The 23,744-nt window shown below is 61.9% G+C and carries 15 protein-coding genes; 13 read left to right on the forward strand and 2 right to left on the reverse strand.

The window, feature by feature from the left end; genetic code table 11:
* Window positions 1-8: 8 nt before the first annotated feature.
* From BBJ66_RS16680 to BBJ66_RS16710, 7 genes are all read left to right on the forward strand, one after another.
* Entirely contained in the window at window positions 9-1,757 is a 1,749-nt protein-coding gene (locus BBJ66_RS16680; RefSeq protein WP_071088451.1) for a DUF2207 family protein, read from the forward strand.
* 113 nt (window positions 1,758-1,870) lie between these two features.
* Window positions 1,871-2,422, forward strand: a complete 552-nt coding sequence (locus tag BBJ66_RS16685; RefSeq protein WP_071088453.1) for a LemA family protein — start codon at window positions 1,871-1,873, stop codon at window positions 2,420-2,422.
* An 86-nt stretch (window positions 2,423-2,508) separates the two neighbouring features.
* Entirely contained in the window at window positions 2,509-3,771 is a 1,263-nt protein-coding gene (aroA, locus tag BBJ66_RS16690; RefSeq protein WP_071088455.1) for a 3-phosphoshikimate 1-carboxyvinyltransferase, read from the forward strand.
* A 36-nt stretch (window positions 3,772-3,807) separates the two neighbouring features.
* On the forward strand, window positions 3,808-5,742 hold the full coding sequence (locus BBJ66_RS16695; RefSeq protein WP_071088457.1) for a DUF2207 domain-containing protein: 1,935 nt from the start codon (window positions 3,808-3,810) through the stop codon (window positions 5,740-5,742).
* Window positions 5,743-5,807: 65 nt separating this feature from the next.
* On the forward strand, window positions 5,808-7,091 hold the full coding sequence (gene purD, locus BBJ66_RS16700; protein ID WP_071088459.1) for a phosphoribosylamine--glycine ligase: 1,284 nt from the start codon (window positions 5,808-5,810) through the stop codon (window positions 7,089-7,091).
* Window positions 7,092-7,287: 196 nt separating this feature from the next.
* Complete coding sequence (locus tag BBJ66_RS16705) at window positions 7,288-7,749, forward strand: plant virulence effector HPE1-like domain-containing protein (RefSeq protein ID WP_071088461.1); 462 nt, start codon at window positions 7,288-7,290, stop codon at window positions 7,747-7,749.
* A gap of 365 nt (window positions 7,750-8,114) precedes the next feature.
* Window positions 8,115-9,938, forward strand: a complete 1,824-nt coding sequence (locus BBJ66_RS16710) for a methyl-accepting chemotaxis protein (RefSeq protein WP_071088463.1) — start codon at window positions 8,115-8,117, stop codon at window positions 9,936-9,938.
* Between the two features lie 379 nt (window positions 9,939-10,317).
* On the opposite strand, the gene glyS is transcribed toward BBJ66_RS16710, so the two are convergent.
* Window positions 10,318-12,501, reverse strand: coding sequence for a glycine--tRNA ligase subunit beta (gene glyS / locus BBJ66_RS16715; protein ID WP_071088465.1), 2,184 nt, complete (start codon window positions 12,499-12,501; stop codon window positions 10,318-10,320).
* Window positions 12,502-12,934: 433 nt separating this feature from the next.
* On the opposite strand from glyS, the gene BBJ66_RS16720 reads away from it, so the two are divergent.
* From BBJ66_RS16720 to ubiA, 5 genes are all read left to right on the forward strand, one after another.
* Window positions 12,935-15,244 (forward strand): Tex family protein, encoded by a 2,310-nt coding sequence (locus BBJ66_RS16720; protein ID WP_071088467.1) that lies wholly within the window; start codon window positions 12,935-12,937, stop codon window positions 15,242-15,244.
* 133 nt (window positions 15,245-15,377) lie between these two features.
* A complete protein-coding gene (locus BBJ66_RS16725) occupies window positions 15,378-16,637 on the forward strand; it encodes an SAM-dependent methyltransferase (RefSeq protein ID WP_071088469.1) in 1,260 nt (419 codons plus the stop codon).
* Window positions 16,638-16,672: 35 nt separating this feature from the next.
* Window positions 16,673-17,254, forward strand: coding sequence for a histidine phosphatase family protein (locus BBJ66_RS16730; RefSeq protein ID WP_071088520.1), 582 nt, complete (start codon window positions 16,673-16,675; stop codon window positions 17,252-17,254).
* A gap of 147 nt (window positions 17,255-17,401) precedes the next feature.
* A complete protein-coding gene (locus tag BBJ66_RS16735) occupies window positions 17,402-18,214 on the forward strand; it encodes a MipA/OmpV family protein (protein WP_049735991.1) in 813 nt (270 codons plus the stop codon).
* Window positions 18,215-18,379: 165 nt separating this feature from the next.
* A complete protein-coding gene (gene ubiA / locus BBJ66_RS16740) occupies window positions 18,380-19,339 on the forward strand; it encodes a 4-hydroxybenzoate octaprenyltransferase (protein ID WP_071088522.1) in 960 nt (319 codons plus the stop codon).
* A 92-nt stretch (window positions 19,340-19,431) separates the two neighbouring features.
* Here the strand turns inward: ubiA and BBJ66_RS16745 are convergent, their stop codons facing one another.
* The gene (locus tag BBJ66_RS16745; RefSeq protein WP_003588186.1) at window positions 19,432-19,998 is read right to left on the reverse strand and encodes a DUF6101 family protein; all 567 of its coding nucleotides are present in this window, start codon (window positions 19,996-19,998) and stop codon (window positions 19,432-19,434) included.
* A gap of 297 nt (window positions 19,999-20,295) precedes the next feature.
* On the opposite strand from BBJ66_RS16745, the gene BBJ66_RS16750 reads away from it, so the two are divergent.
* The gene (locus BBJ66_RS16750) at window positions 20,296-23,628 is read left to right on the forward strand and encodes a DUF1217 domain-containing protein (protein WP_071088471.1); all 3,333 of its coding nucleotides are present in this window, start codon (window positions 20,296-20,298) and stop codon (window positions 23,626-23,628) included.
* Window positions 23,629-23,744: the final 116 nt, after the last annotated feature.

The raw sequence follows: 23,744 nt of genomic DNA on the forward strand, positions 1-23,744 counted from the left end.
CAACCGGGATGCTGCGCTTTTTCTCGTGGCTTGTCTCATGCGCAATGCTTGTGCTGCTGACGTCATGCAGCGATTTTGACAACGAGTTCACCGTCCAGTCGGCAAACACCACGATCGAAGTCTCCACCGACGGCACTGCCTTCGTGTCCGAAAGTTTCGACCTCTTGGTCAAGAGGGCGGTAAATTACGGCGGCGTTTACGTTGATATCCCTCAACGTTTCAAGGATGCGTCAGGTGGTATTCATTGGCGAGACTTCGAACTGGCCGCAGCCCGGCGTGACGGACAAGACGAATACTATTCCCGGGAACATAATGTGCCGGGCCACTCGATTTACATAGGAGCAGAGCATTGCAAAGGCTGCTCTGCAGATCTGCCCACCGGCCTTACAAAGATCCAGATCGCCTACTGGCTCGGACGCCTCGTTCGTCAGGAAGGCGACCGCGAGGTTCTCTTCCTGCCGGCCTATATGGGCCGCGTGCACGGCCAGGGAGCGAAAAAAACGCTTACTCTGAAGCTGCCGCCGGGCGGAACGTTACGCCCCGCGCAACAGGGTCGGGCGGCGGCCTATGCCATCATGCGCAGCGCACCCAATGAGATCTTGGTGTCTATTCCAGCAGGCAAAGGGGATCGAGTCCTGCCGGACATTGAGATCGAATATCCCGCAGGGACCTTTGTGACCCTAACGAGCGGCAAGCGGGTACAGTGGTGGCTTTCCGATCACTTTCTCCCATTCCTCAGCATTTTAGGGCCGCTGATCGTCGGTCTGGTCGTTATCCTCAAATTTCGACCGTCATGGCTTGTGCCTGCACCACTGATAACTGTCGACACCAAAATGACGGAAAGCATATCCCCTGCTCTGGCAGCCTATCTGTTCCGGGGCTGGAAGGCAGATGCGGCAAAGGCGGCCTTCATGGCGTCTGTCTGTCATCTCGCAGTCAAGCGAACGCTTCGCATTTCCAGCCTGGGTGAGGATGCTGAGGCCTCGGACTTATTGGCAAAGCAAGACCGAAGGAAGAGCAAGGCGGGTCGCGCCAAATGGTATGATCTTCCGGCTGCGACGCGCTTGGTATTCGGCGGCATTGCAAAGGAGCCGCCAGTCGGCGATCGGCGCAGAGTTAAAAATGCCCGGCCTGATGTGAGAGATGAATTGCACAGAACAATCACTGAGGAATATCAGAAGATCAGAGGCATAGATCGGTGGACCTTGTCGGCTGCAGCCTCCATTTTGGCTCTCGGCATTGCCGTCGCCTCTTTCTCAGGCCTTTTTCTTTTTTCCGCGGCCATCTCAGGGTTATTGCTCACTGTTTTTCTCGTGGTTGCGATGTTCCGCCATCCAGAGCGGTTTCCCGTGGCCACCGGCACCTTCGAGCAGTTCAAACAGGCGATGAGTTTGATGGTGGGTCTTCCGATGATGGCGATTGTTGCACTTGTCTATATCGGCACGACTGAGGTGATCAGCGAGCAGTGGCCATATCTAATGGCGATCTTGCTGCACATTGTCGGCGTGATCGCCGTCTTGGCGATGCTGCGCATACCAACTCCGAAGCAGCGGCAGATCCAGAATAATATGCTCGTTTTGAACCGTTATATCAGCGGCGAGATAGGCGGCCCGGCAATGTCGGTCGAATGCTACGAGCATTATCTGCCTTTCGCCGTTGCGCTCGACATCGAACATCGTTGGACTGAACGCTTCAATCTCTGGCGAGAAAGCCAGAAGATGGATGCTTATGCTCCGGATTGGCTGATAACCACTTAAACACAAGGGTATTCGTCGAAGTCTCGTGGAAGCTGCGAAGAATTGTTTCGCCAAGATGACTTTGTCATGCCGAATCACTAACGTGCGATGATCAAATCGGGGAGCCCATCTGCATGTATGTAATACTCGCAATTATCGTTGTCGTCGCACTCTACATCGTCTTCATCTACAACGGCCTGGTTCGCTCGCGGCAGATGGCGGAGGAAGCCTGGTCGGGCATCGACGTGCAGCTGAAGCGCCGCGCCGATCTGATCCCGAACCTGATCGAGACGGTCAAGGGTTATGCCGCCCACGAAAAGTCGACGCTCGAAGAGGTGGTTGCGCTCCGCAACAAGGCGCAGGCCGTGCCAGCAGGTGATGTCGCCGGCAGGGCGCAGGCGGAAGGGTTGCTCGGCCAGGCGCTCGGCCGTGTCATCGCGCTTGCCGAAGCCTATCCCGATCTCAAGGCCAACCAGAATTTTGCCGAGCTGCAGGCTTCGCTCGAAACCATGGAAGGCGAGCTGCAGATGGCGCGGCGTTATTACAATGGCGCGGCGCGCGACCTGAACGTCAAGGTCGAAAGCTTCCCCTCCAATCTCGTCGCCGGCCAGTTCGGTTTTGCCAAGCGGGACTATTTCGAAATCACCAACGAGGCCGATCGCGCTGTCCCCAGCGTCAAATTCTGACGATCCGGCATTTTGCCTTTGCAAGAAAGCGATTAAGAGCAAGGGCAGATTGCGGCCGGCAATGGTCGCTCCATGGAAGAAACAACATGACACCTACAGCCAAACTCACGATCATCCCGCCGGGCGGGCCGCTTTCGGGCCGCGCCATGCCGCCGGGCTCGAAGTCGATCACCAATCGGGCGCTGCTGCTCGCCGGCCTTGCCAAGGGCACGAGCCGGCTGACCGGTGCGCTGAAGAGCGACGATACGCGCTATATGGCCGATGCGCTGCGCGCCATGGGCGTTTCGATCGACGAACCCGACGACACCACCTTTGTCGTCACCGGCAGCGGCAGGCTCCAACCGCCGAAGGCGCCGCTCTTTCTCGGCAATGCCGGCACGGCGACGCGCTTCCTGACGGCCGCCGCCGCCTTGGTCGATGGCACCGTCGTCGTCGATGGCGACGAACATATGCGCAAGCGCCCGATCGGCCCGCTGGTCGAGGCGATGCGCACGCTCGGTATCGACGTGACATCAGAAACCGGCTGCCCGCCGGTCACCGTCAAAGGCACCGGCCGCTTCCAGGCTGACCGCATCCGCATCGATGGCGGCCTCTCCAGCCAGTATGTCTCGGCGCTGCTGATGATGGCGGCCGGCGGCGACCGGCCGGTCGATATCGAACTTGTCGGCGAGGATATCGGCGCGCTCGGTTATATCGATCTGACCACGGCGGCGATGAAGGCCTTCGGCGCCAGGGTCGAAAAGACCAGCCCCGTCACCTGGCGCGTCGAGCCGACCGGCTACAGCGCCGCCGACTTCATCGTTGAGCCCGATGCCTCGGCCGCCACCTATCTCTGGGCCGCCGAAATCCTGACCGGCGGCGCGATCGATCTCGGTGTTCCCGCCGACGCCTTTTCGCAGCCGGATGCGCGCGCCTACGACATGATCGCCCGTTTTCCGCAGCTGCCCGCCGAAATCGACGGGTCGCAGATGCAGGATGCGGTTCCCACGCTTGCCGTGCTCGCCGCCTTCAACGAGACGCCGGTCCGCTTCGTCGGTATCGCCAACCTGCGCGTCAAGGAATGCGACCGCATTCGGGCGCTTTCCTCCGGCCTCAACCGCATCCTTCCCGGCCTTGCCCGCGAAGAGGGCGACGATCTGATCGTAAAGTCCGATCCGGCCCTTGCGGGAAAACGCCTGCCGGCCGAGATCGACAGCTTCGCCGATCACCGCATCGCCATGAGCTTCGCGCTTGCCGGGCTGAAGATCGACGGCATTACCATTCTCGATCCCGATTGTGTCGGCAAGACCTTCCCCGCCTACTGGCGGACGCTCGCCACCCTCGGCGTGACCTATCGGGACAAGGATTGACGAGAAGCAGCCGAGGCTGCCGGCGGGGAGACAGGGATGGGGCGTCGGTTTTTCGGGTTTTGTTTTGCACTGCTGCTGATGCTCGCCGCTCCGGCGGCCTTCGCCGCCGAGGTCATCGACAGTTTCGCCTCCGACATTGCGCTGGAAAAGAACGGCGCGATGACGGTGACGGAAACGATTACCGTCAATGCCGAGGGCAACCGGATCAATCACGGCATCTTCCGTGATTTTCCGCTCTATTTCACCGATGCCGGGGGCCGTCGCCGCAGCGTCGATTTCGATATGGTCTCGGTCAAGCGCGACGGTGCGGACGAGCCCTGGCACACGGAGTCGATTTCGGGCGGCATCCGCATCTATGCCGGTTCGGCCGAGGTGACGGTGACGCCGGGGCGCCATCGCTACGTCTTCACCTACAAGACCGACCGTCAGATCCGCTATTTCGCCGATCACGACGAACTCTACTGGAACGTCACCGGCAATGGCTGGATCTTTCCGATCCGCTCGGCCACCGCGATGGTACGGCTGCCGCCGGGTGTCGCAGCCACGGACACGATCTTCTTCACCGGTCCTCAGGGCGCGACGGGAAAGAATGCCCGGGTCGGCCAAACTCCGGCCGGCCTCGTCTTTGCCACCACCGCGCCGCTCGATGCCAAGGAGGGCCTGACCTTTGCGATCCGCATGCCGAAGGGATCGATCGATCCGCCGAGCGCCGATATGGAAAGCACCTGGTGGCTCAAGGACAACCGCAATTATTTCATCGGCTTCGGCGGCCTGATCCTGGTCTTTGCCTATTACCTCAGAGCTTGGCTGAAGGTCGGCCGCGATCCCGCCCGCGGCGTCGTCGTGCCGCGCTGGGACGCGCCTGAGGGCATCTCTCCGGCGCTGGTCAATTACATCGACAATAAGGGTTTCTCCGGCGGAGGCTGGACGGCGCTTGCTTCAACCGCGCTCAATCTTGCGGTCCGCGGCTACGTCAAGCTTGAAGACCTGAAGAATTCGATCGTCATCCAGGGCACCGGCAAAGCGCTCGGCAAGGAAAAATTCCAGGCCGGCGAGACCGAGCTCCTGAAAGCCGCCGGCGGCGCAGGCAGGACGCTGACGATCGACAAGGCCAACGGCGAGCGGGTCAAATCGGTCGGCCAGGCCTTCCGCTCGGCGATCGAGAAGGAGCACCGCGGCAAATATTACAATTCCAACCTCGGCTACACCACCGGCGGCATCGCGCTCAGCGCCGCCGCCCTGGTGGCGCTGTTCGTCTTCGGCTCGCTGGAACCGGAGACGATCGCGCTGATGCTGATCCCGACCGCCATCGCGGTTTTCGTCGCCGTCTTCGTCGCCGGTTTCATGCGGTCGATGCATCGTGGCACGTCGCTGTTCGGCAAAATCATTGCCATCATCGCCACGGCGATCGGCGTTTTCGTCGGCATCAGCATTCTTGCGGTCGTCATCCTGGCGCTTGCCTCGTCGCTGGTGGAACTGCACGAAACGCCGATGCTCTTTGCCGTCGGCGGCATCGTGCTGCTCAACATCCTCTATTTCTTCATCATGGGCGCGCCGACCCCGCTCGGCGCCAGGATGATGGACGGTATAGATGGCCTGCGCCAATATCTGACGCTGGCCGAGAAAGACCGGATGAATACGGCAGGCGCGCCGCAGATGTCGCCGCAGCATTTCGAGACGCTGCTGCCCTATGCGGTGGCGCTCGGCGTCGAAAAACCCTGGTCGCGTACTTTTGAGACCTGGCTCGCCGCTGCCGCTGCCGGTGCGGCCGCAGCCTATGCGCCGGCCTGGTATTCCGGCGATTTCAACAGCGGCAGCTTTTCCGACCGTGTCGGCGGCTTCTCCTCGTCGATGGCCTCGACCATCGCTTCGACGATCCCTTCGCCGCCGCCCTCGAGTTCATCCTCCGGTTTTTCCGGCGGCGGCTCGTCCGGCGGAGGTGGCGGTGGCGGGGGAGGCGGGGGCTGGTAAGCTTTCCCGCTTGACCTTTCGGCGCTTGCCCCTTAACCGCCAGAGGCAAAAGGAAAGGGTGGCGCATGAAGGTTCTGTTGATCGGATCGGGCGGACGCGAGCATGCGCTCGCCTGGAAGCTGGCGCAATCGCCGTTGATGACGGAATTCTACGCCGCGCCCGGCAATCCCGGCATTGGCGAACACGCCGTGCTCGTGCCTATCAATATCGAGGATCATGAAGCGGTCGCCGCTTTCTGCAAGGAGAAGGCGATCGATTTCGTCGTCGTCGGCCCCGAGGCGCCGCTTGTCGCCGGCCTCGCCGACCGGCTGCGCGCCGATGGCCTTGTGGTTTTCGGCCCCTCGGCCGGCGCTGCCCAGCTCGAAGGTTCCAAGGGCTTCACCAAGGATATCTGCGCCCGCTACGGAATTCCCACCGGCGCCTACCAGCGCTTCAACAATGCACCGAAGGCCAAGGCCTATATCCGCGCTCAGGGCGCGCCGATCGTCGTCAAGGCCGATGGTCTTGCCGCCGGCAAGGGCGTGACGGTGGCGATGACGCTGGATGAGGCGCTTGATGCGGTCGACGACTGCTTCGAGGGCGCCTTTGGCGCCGCCGGCGCCGAAGTTGTCGTCGAAGCCTATCTCGACGGCGAGGAAGCGAGTTTCTTCTGCCTCTGCGACGGGAAGAACGCGCTGCCGCTGGCAACCGCCCAGGATCACAAGCGGGTGGGTGAGGGCGATACCGGCGTCAATACAGGCGGCATGGGCGCCTATTCGCCGGCGCCTGTCATGACCGCCGACATGGTCGAGCGCACCATGAAGGAGATCATCGAGCCGACGATCCGCGGCATGGCCGAGAGCGGCCATCCCTTCTCCGGCGTGTTTTTCGCCGGGCTGATGATCACGGAGAAGGGTCCGGAGCTCATCGAATATAATGTTCGCTTCGGCGATCCCGAATGCCAGGTGATGATGATGCGGCTGAAGAGCGATCTGCTGCCGCTGCTGCTCGCCACGGCCAACGGCACGCTCGACCAGGTGAGCGCCGAGTGGAGCGATGATCCGGCCCTCACCGTCGTCATGGCCTCGAAGGGCTATCCCGTCGCTTATGAAAAGAACACGCCGATCCTTTCGTTGCCTGAGGCAGGCGAGGGTGAGAAGGTGTTTCATGCCGGCACGGGTCTGAAGGACGGCGCATTGGTTGCGACCGGCGGCCGCGTGCTGAACGTCACCGCGTCAGGCGGCACGGTAGCCGAGGCCAAGGACCGCGCCTATGCGCTGCTCGACAGGGTGACGTGGGAAAACGGCTTCTCCAGGCGCGACATCGGCTGGCGGGCGATCGAGCGCGAAACGGCCGCAGGCACTGCATAATTCCTTAAATCGGAATCGATTTAAGGACAAAATTATGCAGCATTCAGAGTGCTACAGCGTCCTTTTGCGCGTCTGAAAAGACGCGCGGCGCTGTAGAGTATAAATCGCCGCGTTCTTTAAAACTTTACCTTTTCCCCTGACGGGATGGAAACAAAGCTGCGCTATACCGCTCCCATAGTGAGACGGAGGTGCGTTGATGCGTCAGATTTTCCTCGGTGCGGCAATCCTGCTGATGGCAGGGTCGGCAATGGCCTCCTCGATCGAGGTGGTCGGCAAGACAGCGCCGCGGACTGACGGCAGCATCGTCACCGAACGCTGTGCCGATTGCCCGCCGCTCCAGGCCGAACTCGTCAAAAAGGACTATACGGTGCCGGAGCTGAAGCCCGGCGTCCTCCAGGCGAGTGAAGTCCGCGATGTCGGCGGCGAAAAGAAGATCTATCGCACCGAAGGCTGGATGGGCGGCTCGCCCGTCGTCTTCGTCAGCAAGGCGACCCCGGAAGCGATGATCGCCGCCGCGCCTTCAGCCCCATCCGCGGATGGCATCGATATGAGCGCGACGACCGCGGCTGTCATCGGCGGCGATGCCAGGCCTGTTGTGGCCGGCATGGCGGAACAACCGGCCGCCCTGAACGTTTCCGAATTCAAGCTGCGTTTCTAAAGTTCCCTGCCCCGGCCCGATCAAGGTTTCGATCGTTTGGGGTTCCACCTCGGGTGGACCGAATGCACCCTCGAAGAGAAGCGGGGGTGCATTCTTACTTTGAGACGCTCTTTGAAAAACGATCGGTCTATGACCAGCGGATCAAAGTCCGGCGTTTTCCGCTTAATTCCCACCCCAGATTTTTAGGGAAACTTTGCATCGTTTTTCGTTAAATTAAAGCTTTCTTATGGGATAAGCGGTGATGCTTCCTCGCCGGTCGCAGCATGTTATTTAGCAGCGGTAGACGCGTCGTCCCTTCGGCGTGCTCGCACAGGCGGTAGAAGACCGCACCGGAATGTACTTTGCCGTTCCCGTTGCGAGGAATCATGAAAAATCTGAAAATATCGAAGCAGCTCATATTGCTGGTCGTCGGCCTGATGATCGCCTTTGCGGTGGCCACGTCCCTGCAGATCCGCTCCTCGGTCGATGCGATCTACAAGGAGCGTTATGACATGCTCCGCGCCGAGGTTCAGTCGGCGGTTTCCGTTCTCAAGCTTTACCAGGCCAAGGTCACCGCCGGCGAAATGACGCTCGAGGATGCCCAGAAGCAGGCCTACGCCACCGTCAACGGAATGAAATACGATCCGGACGGCTATTTCTTCGGCTATAGCTACGACGTCCAGATGATGTTTCACTACGACGCCGCGAAAGTCGGGCAGAACCTGAAGGGGCAGGCGGACAGCAAGGGCAAGCTCTATCGCGAAGAACTGGTCAAGCTCGGCCAGCAGGGCGGCGGTCTCGTCGAATTTTATTCCACCAGCAAACCGGGCCAGCCGGCCGGCGATTACCGCAAGACGGCCTATGGACAGGCCTTCGAGCCCTGGAAAGTCGTCGTCGTCACCGGCGTCTACATGGACGATCTCGATGCGCAGATAGACAGCACGATCCTGACCGCGCTCTCCGGCAGCATCGTTCTGTTCTTTCTTGCCATGGCCGCCGCCTATTTCATCATCCGCGGCATATCGGGCCCTCTCAACAACGTCCATGCCGCCCTGCAGGCGGTGGCCGAAGAGGATGTTTCCATCGCCATCCCGCATACGGCCATGAACAATGAAATCGGGAAGATGGCGAAAGCCACGCTGGCGCTGCAGGAAAAGATCCGCGAACGCCATGCGATGTCGGATCGCGAGGCGGCCCAGCAGCTGGCGCTGGAAAACGAGCGTGAAAACAATCAGCGCCAGCAGCAGGACGAGACAGCCCTCCAGGCCCGTGTGGTGGCGACGATCGGCCAGGCGCTGGAGATGATCGCTCGCGGCGACCTCACCGTGCGCTGCGCCGATCTCGGCCAGAAATATGCCGCCCTGCGCGACAACTTCAACGATGCACTGTCGCATCTCGAAGCCGCCATGGCCAAGGTCAGCGCCAAGGGCAGCGATATCGGCACCAGCAAGGAAGAGATCCGCCGTGCCTCCAACGAGCTGTCGCAGCGCACCGAGCGCCAGGCCGCCAGCCTCGAGGAAACCTCGGCGGCCCTCGACGAACTCACCGTCGCCGTCCGCCAGACGGCCGATGGCGCCCACGAAGCCAGCAAGCGTGTCCACTCGGTCAGCACCGAAGCCACCCATAGCGATGCGATCGTCGGCCAGGCGATCGAGGCGATGAGCGGCATCGAGAAGTCGTCATCGGAGATCACCAAGATTATCGGCGTCATCGACGAGATCGCCTTCCAGACCAACCTCCTGGCGCTGAATGCCGGTGTCGAGGCGGCCCGTGCCGGCGAATCCGGCAAGGGCTTTGCGGTCGTCGCCCAGGAAGTGCGCGAACTTGCTCAGCGCTCTGCCGCTGCCGCCAAGGAGATCAAGGACCAGATCGCCCGCTCCTCCAGCCAGGTCGACCACGGCGTCCGCTTGGTCGGCGAGGCAGGCGAGGCGCTGAAGCGCATCTCCGACCAGATCAAGGCCGCCAACGAAATCGTCGCCAAGATCGCCCACAGCGCCTCCGAACAGGACACGACGCTGCGCTCGATCTCATCGTCGATGAACCAGCTCGACGCGGCCACCCAGCAGAACGCCGCCATGGCCGAGGAAACCACGGCATCGGCCGAAACGCTCGCCAGTGACACCGACGAGCTGATCGACCTGATCCGCGGCTTCCGCGTCAGCGGCGAAAGCGCCGCCCCGGCCATGCATCAAGGTCGTCGCGCCGCTTAAACGGCGTCGGGACGACAGGCATTCGTATTGCCAAACAACACAGCCGCCGGTTCTCCGGCGGCTGTGTTGTTTTAGACGCCGACTGGAGCCAAAAATCACGCGAAGCGCGTGCGGCATGGATACTCGGGTCAAGCCCGAGTATGACGGAGGGTGGGGGTAAGGAGCGGCAAGAGGCGAGAGGTCCGGAGGAGTTTCAGCGAAATCGAGCGGGCGGCTTTGACCGGGAATGAGGCAGACAGCGGCAATTCCAACAATACCACCACGCACGTCGCTATTTAACGCATGCGTTCCCCCACCCTCCGTCGTCCTCGGGCTTGACCCGAGGACCCATGGCCGCAAGCACTGCGTCTCCCTCAAGCACCCAGCCGAAACCCGGCTCTCACCCCGAAATCTTCGAGAAATCCGCCACCGTTCCCGTCGCCTGACGGATCAGCCGCAGCAAAGCGAGGCGGTTGGCGCGGATGGCGGCGTCCTCGTCGTTGACGAGCACGTCTTCGAAGAAGCGGTCGACCGGGCCGCGCAGCTTGGAAAGGGCTGCCATCGCCGAGCGGAAATCTTCCCCGGCGACGGCGTCAGCCGCTTCTTTCGATGCACTGGAAATCGCCGCGAACAGCTCCTTCTCGGCGTCGAGCTTCAGCAGCGCTGCCGAAACGCCGTCGGCGATCACGGTGCCCTTCTTTTCTTCGGCGGCAAGCAGTTGCGTGGCGCGCTTGGTGCCGGCGAGCAGGTTCTTGCCGTCCTCCGAGGTGATGAAGGCGGTCAGCGCTTCGACGCGGCGCGCCACCATCAACAGGTCGTCGGCATCTGAAGTCAGCACGGCGTCGATGAGGTCGTGGCGGGCACCCTGGTCGCGCAGATAGACCTTGAGGCGGTCGTGGAAGAAGGAGAGGAGGTCGAAGAAAGTCTCGGCCGGATCGCCTGCGAATGCAAACACCGCCTCGCCGCTCGTCTTGGCGAGCAGCGACGTCCGGCTCATGATCTTCAGCAGCGGCAGCCTGACATTGCGCTCCAGCAGGATCCTGACGACGCCGAGAGCGGCACGGCGCAGCGCGAAGGGATCCTTCGAGCCCGTCGGCTTTTCGCCGATCGCCCAGAAGCCGATAAGCGTGTCCAGTTTGTCGGCGAGCGCGACGGTGATCGCGACCTTGTCGGCGGGAACACGATCGGATGGGCCTTGCGGCTTGTAATGATCTTCGATGGCCGCGGCAACCGAGGCATTCTCACCCTGCAGCCCCGCATATTTGCGGCCCATCAGGCCCTGCAGTTCCGGGAATTCCCCGACCGCTTCGGTGCGCAGATCGGCCTTGGCGAGCACGGCGGCGCGATCGGTGAGCGCCGTATCCGCGCCAGTGATCTTTGCCAATTCACCGGCCAGTGCGCGGATGCGGGCGACGCGCGCGCCCTGCGTGCCGAGCTTGGCATGGAAAGTCACGTCGAGCGCATCGAGCTTGGCCATACGTTGGTCGAGCGGCTTCTGCAGATCGAGGCCGAACCTTGCCGCCGAAGCGTTGAGCGTCTCCAGATCCGGCAGGTCGCCCTGATCGCGCTTCCAGAAATGCAGCGCATCCGAAAGCCGGGCCCGCACCACCTTGCCGTTGCCGTGGACGATTTCCTTGCCGCCGTCATGCGCCTGGATGTTGGAGACGAGGATGAACCGGTTCGACAGCGTTTCCTCGCCCTGCTTGCGCGTGACGAAGCACTTCTGGTTGGTCTTGATCGTCAGCCGGATGATCTCGGAGGGGATCGACAGGTAATCCTCCTCGAAGGAACCCATCAGCACCTGCGGCCATTCGACGAGGCCGGAGACTTCCTCAAGCAGGCCCTCGTCTTCGACCAGTTCGAGACCGTTGGCAAAAGCGATGTCGCGGGCGTCATGCAGGATGATGTCCTTGCGCCGCTCGGCATCGAGGATGACCTTCGCCTTCTCCAGGCTCGCGGCATAATCGTCGAAGCGGCGGACAGTGATCGGCTCGGGCGCGTGGAAACGATGGCCGTAGGTGACGTTTGAGGCGGTGATGCCGTCGATCTCGAAGGGGATGACGACAGTCTCCTCGTGCTCAGGCCCGAAGGTGCAGATGATCGACTGCAGCGGCCGCACCCAGCGCAGTGCGCCCGGCCTGGAAGAGGCCGTGCCCCAGCGCATCGACTTCGGCCAGGGAAAGTCGCGGATGATGCCGGGCATTACCTCGGCGACGATCTCCTCGGCCGCGCGGCCGGGCTTCGAAATGACCGCGACGTAGAAATCGCCCTTCTTCGGATCGCTGATCACCTGCGCCTCGGAGACCGACGACAGCCCGGCGCCGCGCAGAAAGCCTTCGATCGCCTTCTCGTTGGCGTCGGTGCGCGGCCCCTTTCGCTCCTCGCGCACGTCGGCCGAGCGCGCCGTCAGCCCGTGAATGTCGAGCGCCAGCCGCCGCGGCGTCCAGTATTCGCGGACGCCCTCATAGGAAAGACCGGCTTCGACAAGCGCATCGGTGACGAGCTTCTTCAGGTCGCCGGCAGCCTTGCGCTGCATGCGGGCCGGAATCTCTTCGGAGCGGAGTTCGAGAAGAAGGTTTGGCATGTCACACTTTTCCTTGCGCCCGCGGGCAGGGCGATCCAAAACGTTGCTTCTGCTATCAAAGAATGCCGCATCTGCACAACCGCAAAAACGGAAGAGGGCGATAGGGTGGGGCGACCTGGCAGGCGTGTTGCCGCATGGCCCCCTCATCTGCCTGCCGGCATCTTCTCCCCGCTGGGGAGAAGGGGAATCGTGGCAACGTCCCTTTTCCTAGAAACGTCTGCAGTGGAAAGAGAGGCAAGCGGCTTGTTCCCCTCTTCTCCCCAGCGGGGAGAAGGTGGCCCGTAGGGTCGGATGAGGGGGCCACACGGCACAATGCCGATGATCCTCCATCCTTCAACTTCCGCTGTGAAAACCACAGTCGGGCATTGCCTTGCCGCTTTTCGCCGCTATGGTCCCGCAACTTTCGTCGAAACAGGAAATCCCAGGAAACCCTATGGCCGCTGACCTTCGTTTTCTCGCAGCCCGCATCTCGGCCGAAATCAATGCCCGGCCGGATCAGGCCAAAGCCGCGATCGAGCTGCTCGACGAGGGCGCCACCGTGCCCTTCATCGCGCGCTACCGCAAGGAGGTGACGGGCGGGCTCGATGACACGCAGCTGCGCAATCTCGCCGAGCGGCTGGTCTATCTGCGCGAACTCGAAGCCCGGCGCGCGGCGATCGTCGAATCGATCACCGGTCAGGGCAAGATGACCGACGAACTGATGGGTAAAGTGGCCGGCGCCGAAACCAAGGCCGAACTCGAAGACCTCTATCTGCCCTATAAGCCGAAGCGCCGCACGCGGGCCGAAATTGCCCGCGAACGCGGCCTCGGCCCGCTTGCCGAGGCGATCCTTGCCGAGCGCAACAGGGAACCGGTGGGGCTCGCCGAAGGCTTCGTCACCGCAGATGTGGCCGACGTGAAGACGGCGCTCGAAGGCGCGCGTGATATCATCGCTGAAGGCATTGCCGAAAATGCCGACCTGCTCGGCAGGTTGCGCGGCCATATGCGCCAGGCGTCGCTGCTGAAGGCCAAGGTCGTCGACGGCAAACAGGCGGCGGGCGAAAAATTTTCCGATTATTTCGACCATTCCGAACGTTGGGCGACCGCCCCCGGCCACCGCGCGCTCGCCATGCTGCGCGGCTGGAACGAGGAGGTGCTGACGCTGACGATCGAGGCCGACGCCGAGATCGCCTCGCCGAACAAGCCGGTCGAACGGATGATCGCCGCGGCCTATGAGATCGGGACGAGCCGCCCCGGCGACCGCTGGCTGATGGAGGTCGCGAGCTGGACCTGGCGCGTCAAGCTTTCCATGTCGCTGTCGCTCGATCTGATGCGCGAACTGCGCGAGAGGGCCGAAGAGGAGGCGATCCATGTCTTCGCCCGCAATCTCAAGGATCTGCTGCTCGCCGCCCCCGCCGGCTCGCGCGCGACGATGGGCCTCGACCCCGGCATCCGCACCGGCGTCAAGGTCGCCGTCGTCGACGGCACCGGCAAGGTCGTGGCGACATCGACCGTCTATCCCTTCCAGCCGCGAAACGACGTGCGCGGCGCCCAGATCGAACTCGCCTCGCTGATCCGCAAGCACAATGTCGAGCTGATCTCGATCGGCAACGGCACCGGCAGCCGCGAGACGGAAAAGCTGGTGGCCGACATGCTGACCGAACTGCCGGCGCCGAAGCCGACCAAGGTCATCGTCTCGGAAGCCGGCGCCTCGGTCTATTCCGCCTCGGCAACCGCAGCGGCCGAGTTTCCCGATCTCGACGTGTCGCTACGCGGCGCCGTCTCCATCGCCCGCCGTCTGCAGGATCCGCTCGCCGAACTGGTCAAGATCGAGCCGAAGTCGATCGGCGTCGGCCAGTATCAGCACGATGTCGACCAGCAGAAGCTGTCGCGCTCGCTCGATGCCGTGGTCGAAGACGCGGTCAACGCCGTTGGCGTCGATCTCAACACGGCGTCGGCGCCGCTGCTTTCCCGCGTCTCCGGCCTCGGTCCGTCGATTGCCGATGCCATCGTCCGCCACCGCGACAGCGAGGGCCGTTTCGAGACCCGGCGGGACCTCATGAAGGTCGCCAGGCTCGGCGGCCGCACCTTCGAGCAATGTGCCGGCTTCCTGCGCATCCCGAACGGCAAGGAGCCGCTCGACGCCTCCTCGGTTCACCCGGAGGCCTATGGCGTCGCCAAGAAGATCGTCGCCGCCTGCGGCCGCGATCTGCGCGCATTGATGGGCGACAGCGCCATGCTGAAATCGGTCGATCCGCGGCAGTTCATCGACGAGAAATTCGGTCTGCCGACCGTCAGGGACATCATCTCGGAACTGGAAAAGCCCGGCCGGGACCCGCGCCCGAGCTTCAAGACCGCGACCTTCGCCGAGGGCGTCAACGAAATTTCCGACCTGAAGCCCGGCATGGTGCTTGAGGGAACGGTGACCAATGTCGCCGCCTTCGGCGCTTTCGTCGATATCGGCGTGCATCAGGATGGCCTGGTGCATGTGTCCCAGCTCGCCGACCGCTTCGTCAAGGATCCGCACGAGGTCGTCAAGGCCGGCGATGTCGTCAAGGTGCGAGTCGTCGAGGTCGACGCCAAGCGCAAGCGCATCGCTCTGTCGATGAAACGCGACGACGGTTCCGCAGCGCCGCCGCCCCGTGGTGATTCTCGCGCAAACCAGGGCTCGCGGCCGCAGAACGAGCGCCGGCCGGCCGCACCGAAGCCGGAGAGCCAGGGCGCTTTCGGCGCCGCCCTTGCCGAGGCCATGAAGCGAAAATAAAGGCTTAGCCGCCATATCGGCAAAAATGCAACAGTTTGGCAGCGTAATTTCGAGAGTGCTAAATCCGGCGCTTGTAAGGCGAAAGAGATCGCCTAAGTTGATGTGACCATCCTGTCACATTTGCGAGGCGTCCATGGCGTCGGCTTTCCTTTCGATCGTCCAGCAAATCATCCGCAAGGGTTCGTTGGAACTTACCCTTGCCAATGGCGACACCTACATGATCGGCGACGGCACCGGCGACACGGTGGTCGCCCGGCTTGCCGATCAGGAGGCTGAGGACGCCATCCGCCGCGACCCGACGATGAAGCTCGGCGAGATGTACATGCAGGGCAGGTTCATTCTCGAACAGGGCAATATTTACGATTTCCTGTCGCTGGTGAAACAGAACACCACCAATGAAATCTTCGATTTCAAGATGGCGGCACTGCTCGTCGGCCGTATTGCCTGGCAGCAGTTGAAGAGCCGCGTGCCGGTCAATCGCAACAAGCACAATGTCGCCCATCATTACGACCTGTCGGCCAAGCTCTTCGATCTGTTCCTCGACGAGGACTGGCAATATTCCTGCGGCTATTTCGAACCGGCCGGCATCGGTCTCGACGAGGCGCAGCTCGCCAAGAAACGCCATATCGCCGCCAAGCTGCTGCTCGAGCCCAACCAGCGCATCCTGGAGATCGGCTCCGGCTGGGGCGGTATGGGCATGTATCTGACCGAGGCGACCGAAGGCGCCGATTTCACCGGCATTACGCTGAGCGAAGAGCAGCTCAAGGTTTCCCGCAGCCGCGCCGAAAAGCGCGGCCTTGCCGAGCGCGTGCGTTTCGAGCTGCAGGATTACCGCAGCATAACCGGCAGGAAGTTCGACCGCATCGTCTCGGTCGGCATGTTCGAGCATGTCGGGATCGGCAATTACCCCAATTTCTTCCGCAAGGTCGCCGACCTGCTCGACGACAACGGCGTCATGGTGCTGCATTCGATCGCCCGTCCGAAGCCGAGCTTCGGCACCAACGCCTTCATCGAGAAGTATATTTTCCCCGGCGGCTATATCCCCTCCGTCGGCGAGGTCGTGCCGCCGCTCGAAAAGGCCGGGCTCCTGGTCAGGGACGTCGAAATCCTGCCGATGCATTATGCCTATACGCTGCGCCATTGGCGCGAGCGTTTCGTGGCGCGCAAGGCCGAAGCGGTGGCCCTTTACGACGAGCAGTTCTTCCGCATGTGGGAATTCTATCTGGCCGGCTCGGAAATGGGCTTCCGCTGGGATGAGCTCTTCATCCTGCAGGTCCAGATCGCCAAGAACCAGTTCACCGTTCCCGACAATCGCAGTTATATCGCCCGAAACGAAGCCAGGCTCAGGGAATTCGAGGCAAGGCGCCCGCCGCTCGAAAAGGTGACGTTCTGAGCGGCAGCAGCGAGATGTGATGAAAGGACATGCCGATGAGCAGTGCGTTTCCCGAGATCTATCTGGTGCGCCACGGTGAAACCGAATGGAGCCTGTCCGGCCGCCATACCGGCCGCAGCGATATTCCGCTGACGGGAAACGGCGAGGTCGCCGCCCGCAAGCTCGCCGAGCGGCTCGCCGGCCACACCTTCTCCGCCGTCTGGTCGAGCCCTTCGGCGCGTGCCCGCAAAACCTGCGCGCTCGCCGGCTTCGGATCGGGTGCGGTGATCCGCGACGATCTCGCCGAATGGGATTATGGCGCTTATGAAGGCATCACCACCAAGGCGATCCTGGCGGAGCGCCCCGGCTGGCAGCTCTTTCGCGACGGCTGCCCGGATGGCGAATTCGCCGCCGACGCAGGCGCCCGTGCAGACAGCATCATCCACGCGCTTCGCGAGGCGGCTGGCAGCATCCTGATCTTCTCAAGCTCGCATTTCCTGCGCGTGCTCGCCGCCCGCTGGCTCGGCCTGCCGCCGCAAGGCGGCGCGCATTTCGTGCTGGATACGGCTTCTATCAGCGTGCTCGGTTACGAACATGATCTGACGGAGCCGGTCATTCGCCGGTGGAACCAGAGATAGGATGCCATCAGCCGTGTGGCCCGCCCGGCATGACTTTCAATAGCGTCCTTTGTCCCCCGTGGTTAACATTGGGGTAACGACCTCACGATAAATGTAGCCATCGCCGCTCTCCGCGGCTTTGTTTTTGCGTTTTTCTGGAGTGCGGACGTGTCTCATCGATCAGTCGTATCGATCTCTTTGGCTATTGCCCTTTTATCCCCAGCTTTGGCGCTCGCGCAAGAAAGCGGCCAGCCCTTCTGGTCCGGCGACTGGTATCTGAGCGTCGGCGTCGCCGGCTTCTCCGCGCCGAAATTCGAAGGCTCGTCGCATAATGAATTCAAGTTCAGCCCGCTGATCTCGGTCGGCCGCCAGGGTGCAGGCCCGCGTTTTTCCTCGCGCAACGACAACCCGTCCTTCGCCCTCATCGACAAGGGCGCCTTCCGCGCCGGCCTCGTTGGCAAATTCGTGCCGTCGCGCGATGCCGGTGACGACAGTGACCTGAAGGGCTTGAGGAAGGTCAAATGGGGGGCGGAAGCCGGCGGCTTCGTCGAGGTTTACCCCACAGATTTCCTGCGCGCCCGCGCCGAAGTCCGCCAGGGCATTCGTTCCCACGACGGCATCGTCGCCGATCTCGCCGTCGATGCCTTCACCGATATCGCGCCCAACCTGCAGCTGTCGGGCGGCCCGCGCGCGACATTTGCCACCGCCGGCTATTACGACGCCTATTACGGCGTCAGCGCCAAACATGCCGCGGCAAGCGGCCTTGATCCTTACAAGCCGTCGTCGGGCATCCAGTCCTACGGCGCCGGAACGGCCATCACCTGGAAGGCGACGGAAAATCTCTCGGCCAGCTCCTTCCTCGAATATAAGCGGCTGGCCGGTCCGGCCGCCGACAGCAGCCTGGTGCGCGACCGCGGTTCGAAGAACCAGATCGTGATCGGCGTTTCGGCGACCTACAAGTTCAATTTCTCCCTGCAGTGATCCAATGCATGTCGCCCGGAAGTGTGTAGCGGTTCCGGGATAACGACATGCATTAAACATCCAGTGCATGTCGCCCGGAAGTGTGCGCGGTTCCGGGATAACGACATGCATAAGACGGAGAGATCGCTTCTTGACCGGATCGCCGGCCGGTCGCTAGATGGCGGCATGCAAGATTCCGGCGATTTCAACGACCGCGTCTCCGACGCACCTTCCGACAACTGGGTCTACCGGATCCTGCCGCCATGGCTCTGGCCCTATGCGCAGCTCGCGCGCTGGGATCGCCCGATCGGCTGGCAGCTGCTGATGTGGCCGTGTTTCTGGTCGGCGACCCTTGCCGCCAATGCGGCGATCGGCGAGGGGCTCTATTCCGGCAGCCTGCTGGTGTCGCACCTGTTCCTTTATTTCATCGGCGCGGTCGCCATGCGCGGTGCCGGCTGCACCTATAACGATCTCGTCGACCACGAGATCGACATGGAAGTGGCGCGCACGCGCTCGCGTCCGCTGCCCTCCGGCCGCGTAACGCGCGCCCATGCGAAGATCTTCATCGGCCTGCAGGCGCTGGTCGGGTTTTTCGTGCTCTTGCAGTTCAACTGGTTCACCGTTTTCCTCGGCCTGCTGTCGCTCGGCATCGTCGCGCTTTATCCCTATGCCAAACGCTTCACTGACTGGCCGCAATTCTACCTGGGGCTTGCCTTTTCCTGGGGCGCGCTGATGGGCTGGGCCGGCATTTTGGGCGGGTTTTCTTTTGCTTCCGTCCTGCTCTACGCCGCCTCGGTCGCCTGGACGATCGGCTACGACACGATCTACGCCCATCAGGACAAGGAGGACGACGAACTCATCGGCGTCCGCTCGACCGCGCGCCTCTTCGGCGACAGGACGAGGGCATGGCTGATCGGCCTTTACGGGCTGACGCTGGTGCTGATGTTTGCCGCTTTCGCGCTCGCCGGCGCCAATCTCATCGCCTTCCTGGCCTTGCTCGGCGCCGCCGGCATGTTTGCTTGGCAGATCGTTCGGCTCGATATCGATGATGCCGCCCAATGCCTGGCGCTCTTCAAGTCGAACAATCGTGTCGGCCTGATCATCTTCTTCGGCCTCTTCATTTCGCTGCTCTTCGCGATTCCCTGATTGGGGCCCTGATTGCAGCGATGGTAAAACGACAAACCCGGCGCGGGCGCCGGGTTTCAAATGCGTGCGAAAACGAAGTGTCGCGAAATCGCTCAGTTGCGGGCGATGATTTCCTTGCCCTCGATCCGCATGGCGACGCCGAGTTGGCCGGTGGTGCGGCGCACGAGGAAGCGCGGGCGGCGGTTGGCGAAGTAGGAATGGCGGCGGCGCGGCTTGAGATCGCTGGTGCGTAAGCCGCCGATATGGTCTTCGAGCGGCCGGGCGACACCGTCGGCCTCGACCATCAGCATCGGAATGCGGAAAGCTTCCGACCAGCCGCGCCAGTCGGCGGCGATATCGCTGAGATCATGGGCGACGAGCAGCGGAATGCAGAGCTCCGGATCGGCATGATGGAGTTCGAGGGTGACGGTAACTTCGCCGTCGCCATGGTCGATGGCGCGGGCGGCGACACCTTGGAAGACGCGCTTCGGTAGCGCAATCGAGAGCGGCAGGCCGCTGGAGGGGAGGACCTTGCGCAGGACCGCACCGCGTTCGTCTATGGTAATATTCACGTCATCCGAACAATCATGGATGGCGTAGCTGACCTGCTGCGGAAAGCGGGACGGATCGAGGCGCAGCGTCGTACCAGCCCAGGCGGGCTTCATTACGGGATTGTTCATGTCATTCTACCCTTGTCTTACCTGAGAGCCGATTTCCGGTCTTCTCCTTGGGACTTTTCGTCCTCTATGGCCGACAATAGGGGCCTGCCGTTCCGTACAGCTTAAAAATTGCGGTTAAGAAAACTTTGCGTCCTCTGATGGTTATCAAAACCGAATCCGGCAGGGTTTCCGGAAGGTGAACGCCATGCTGTGCTGAAGTGATGCATCCTGAGGTAAGTCTCAGGTAAGCTTTCTGTGGCAAAATATGCTTACCAGCAGTTCGTTCTTTTAGAGATTCTGCCGAAAAGGGCGCGTTTAATGATCACGGCTTCCCTCGCTTACACGATCCTGTCGAAGGACATGACGTCGAGCCTGAACAAGGTCGCGTCCCAGGCGACGGTCAAGAAGGACGCTCAGTATTACGCCGACCATATCAACAAGGTGACTGATGTTGATGACTTCCTCGGCGATTACAAGCTCTACAGCTATGCGATGAAGGCCTATGGCCTCGAGGACATGACCTACGCCAAGGCCTTCATGAAGAAGGTGCTGGAAAGCGATCTCACCGACCCCAACAGCTACGCCAACAAGCTCTCCGATACGCGCTACCGCGAATTCGCCGCCGCCTTCAATTTCAACGCGCCTGACAAGGACGTGCAGACGGACGCGCAGGAGGACGATCTCATCGGCCTCTACAAGCAGTCCTTCGTCGACGCCGACAAGGCGGCGACCGCCGAGAGCACCTATTACGGCAACAATATCGACAGCGTGCAAAGCGTCGACGATCTGGTCAACAACACAAGGCTTCGCACCTATGTGCTGAAGACCTTCAACATCGATCCCACCTATGCGTCGAAGGATTTTCTGCGCCAGGTGCTGACGAGCGATCTCAGCGACCCCACAAGCTTCGTCAACACGCAGGGCGGCGACAAGTACAAGGCGCTTGCCGCCCAGTTCAGCTTCAACGCCGACGGCACGGTCACCGGCACGGCCCAGACCGCGGCGCAGAAGGCTTCGGTCATCGAGGCCTATACGCTGAATTCCCAGTCCGTCATCATCGACAATTCGGTCGGTTCCGACGTCGTCTACGTCAACAAGACGGCGGCCGACTACAACAAGGCCTATTATACCGCCAAGATCGGCACGATCACCAACGTCGACGATCTGGTCGCCGACAAACGCCTGACCTCCTACATCACGACGGCCTACAGCATGGGCGCCGATTTCACTGCGGCGGCGCTCCGCACGGTCCTGACCGATCCCGGCTATGCCCAGCTGATGGGCTTTACCAATGTCTATAACGCTTTCAACTTCAAGTCGGACGGTTCGACCTCGAACACGGCGCGCGTCCGCACGCTCGACCAGGCGAACAAGCTGTCGTCGGCGGCGTCGCAGACCGCCAACTACTATAAGGTGACGTCGCAATCGAGCGGCATCACCAATGTCGACGACCTGCTCGCCGATGGAAACATGGCGCGCTATATCAAGGACGCCTATGGTCTCGGCACCGATTTCAGCAATGCCGAGCTGAAGAACATCCTGACCGACCCGGCCTATGCCACCGCCCAGGGGAAGGCCGGCATCAATGCCGACTTCAACTTCAATGCCGACGGCTCGATCAACGGTGCGGTGATCCAGACGGACACGCAGCGCAAGTCGACCACCGACAAATCGGCGGCGAACGCGGCCCACTTCAACGCCATGATCGACAATGTCACCAATGTCGACGACATCATGTCCGATCCCGTCGCGGTCAGCTATCTCAGAACCAGCATGCAGATCGCCGACAGCGTCTCCGATGCGACGTTGAGGACCTTCCTCGTCGATCCCGCCGCCGCCAGCGCCCAGGGCTATAGCGACGTCCACGATCTCTTCAATTTCAAGACGGACGGTTCGGTCGCCACCCTCTACGCCTCGCAGACGGCTACGCAAAGCGCAAGCACATCAAGCAAGGCCGACAGCGCGGCGGTCTATTACCAGTCGACCATCGCCGGGATCTCGAACGTCGATCAGCTGCTGGCTGACCAGAAGCTCAACAATTTCGTCCGCAACGCCTTCGGCATCCCGTCCACCGTGACCGACGTCGCTCTTCGCGCCATCCTGACCGATCAGAGCGGCACCGGCACCTATGCCGACGTCGCCGCCGCCTTCAATTTCAAGGCGGACGGCACGCTCGAGGACGGCATGCAGGCGCAGACGGCGGCACAGATCACCAACACGAAAATTGCTGCCGGAGCCCGCACCGACGACTATTCCGCCCGGATGGCGACGATCGCCAATGTCGACGATCTCATCGCCGATCCCGCCATAACCAATTTCCTGAAGAGCACCTACAATCTGCCGTCCAATATTTCGGACGCCGATCTGAAGAGCTTCCTGACCGATGCGACCGCCGCCTCGGCCGCCGGATATGCCGATCTCAACGCCGATTTCAACTTCGCCGCCGATGGCTCGCTGCCGGTCGTAAGCTCGGTCCAGACGGCCGATCAGGCGCAGACCACCAATGACAATTATATGGCGCGCTATGACGACGAGCGCGACGAGGCGATCGACGAGGTTGTGTCCAACTATTCGAGCATGATGGCCGACAGCACCAGCCTGCTCGATACTGCCGAGATCAAGTCCGTCAACGATTTCCTGCGCACCAATTCCGCGGCCGATTTCAAGAAGAGCAACGACAAACTGCCGGATCCCTATCATGTGGCGCTGCAGGCCTTCGGTCTGACCGACCAGGAGGTGCCGCGCTCGATGATGCGCAAGATCCTGACGAGCGATGCCTATGATCCGGACGGCTATATCGCCTCCTTGAAGGACGAACGCATCACCAATCTTGCCCGGGCCTTCAACTTCGGCCCCGACGGCAAGGCGGCGTCACCCTTCCAGGCGCTGCCCGACGCGACCATGGCCAAATACGCCACCGACTACAAGGCGCATATGACCATGCTGCTGAAGGCCGGCCCGGTAAAGGACAAGGCATCGAAGGACGCGACGGCCGAGGTGGATTATTTCGCCAAGGGCATGGCGAAGGTGAAGTCGCTCGACGATTTCCTCGACGACAGCCGTCTGACCGGTCTGGTGCTGAAGGCCAATAACCTCGACCCGAAGGATTACGACAAGGCGACGCTGAAGAAGATCTTCACGTCAGATCCCGACGACAAGAAGAGCTACCTGAACGCCAAGGCCGATGCCCGCTTCCAGGATATCGTCGCTGCCTTCAACTTCGACAAGGACGGCAATCTGACCCGCGCCAAGATAGGCACCATCCAGAACAAGGCGGCCGAGGATCACACCCAGAAGCTTTTCGTCCAGCAGACGCTGGAAGCCCAGCAGGGCGAAAGCAACGATGGTGTGCGCCTGGCGCTCTATTTCAGCCGCAAGGCCCCGAGCATCACTTCGATCTATTCGATCCTCGGCGACAAGGCGCTGTATCAGGTGATCACGACAGCCTACAGCCTGCCCTCGCAGATATCGGGCATGGACGTTGCCAAGCAGGCCGACCTTATCAATCGCTTCGTCAAGCTCGAGGATCTCCAGGATCCGAAGAAGGTCGACAAGCTGCTGCGCCGCTTCACCGCGATGTACGACGTCCAGAACGCCACCCAGCAATCGCCGGCCCTGCAGATCCTGACCGGCGGCGGTACGCAGTCATAATTACCCTTCAGTTTCAATAGTTTGCCCCTCATCCTCCCTCGTAAAAACGGGGCGAGGGGACGTGCCCTGCGGGAGGTGGGCGAGGGACGGAGAGATCGCTGCATATGCCCTTCGCC

Source organism: Rhizobium sp. RSm-3, assembly GCF_001854685.1.
In the GTDB taxonomy this organism is placed as follows: domain Bacteria; phylum Pseudomonadota; class Alphaproteobacteria; order Rhizobiales; family Rhizobiaceae; genus Rhizobium; species Rhizobium ecuadorense.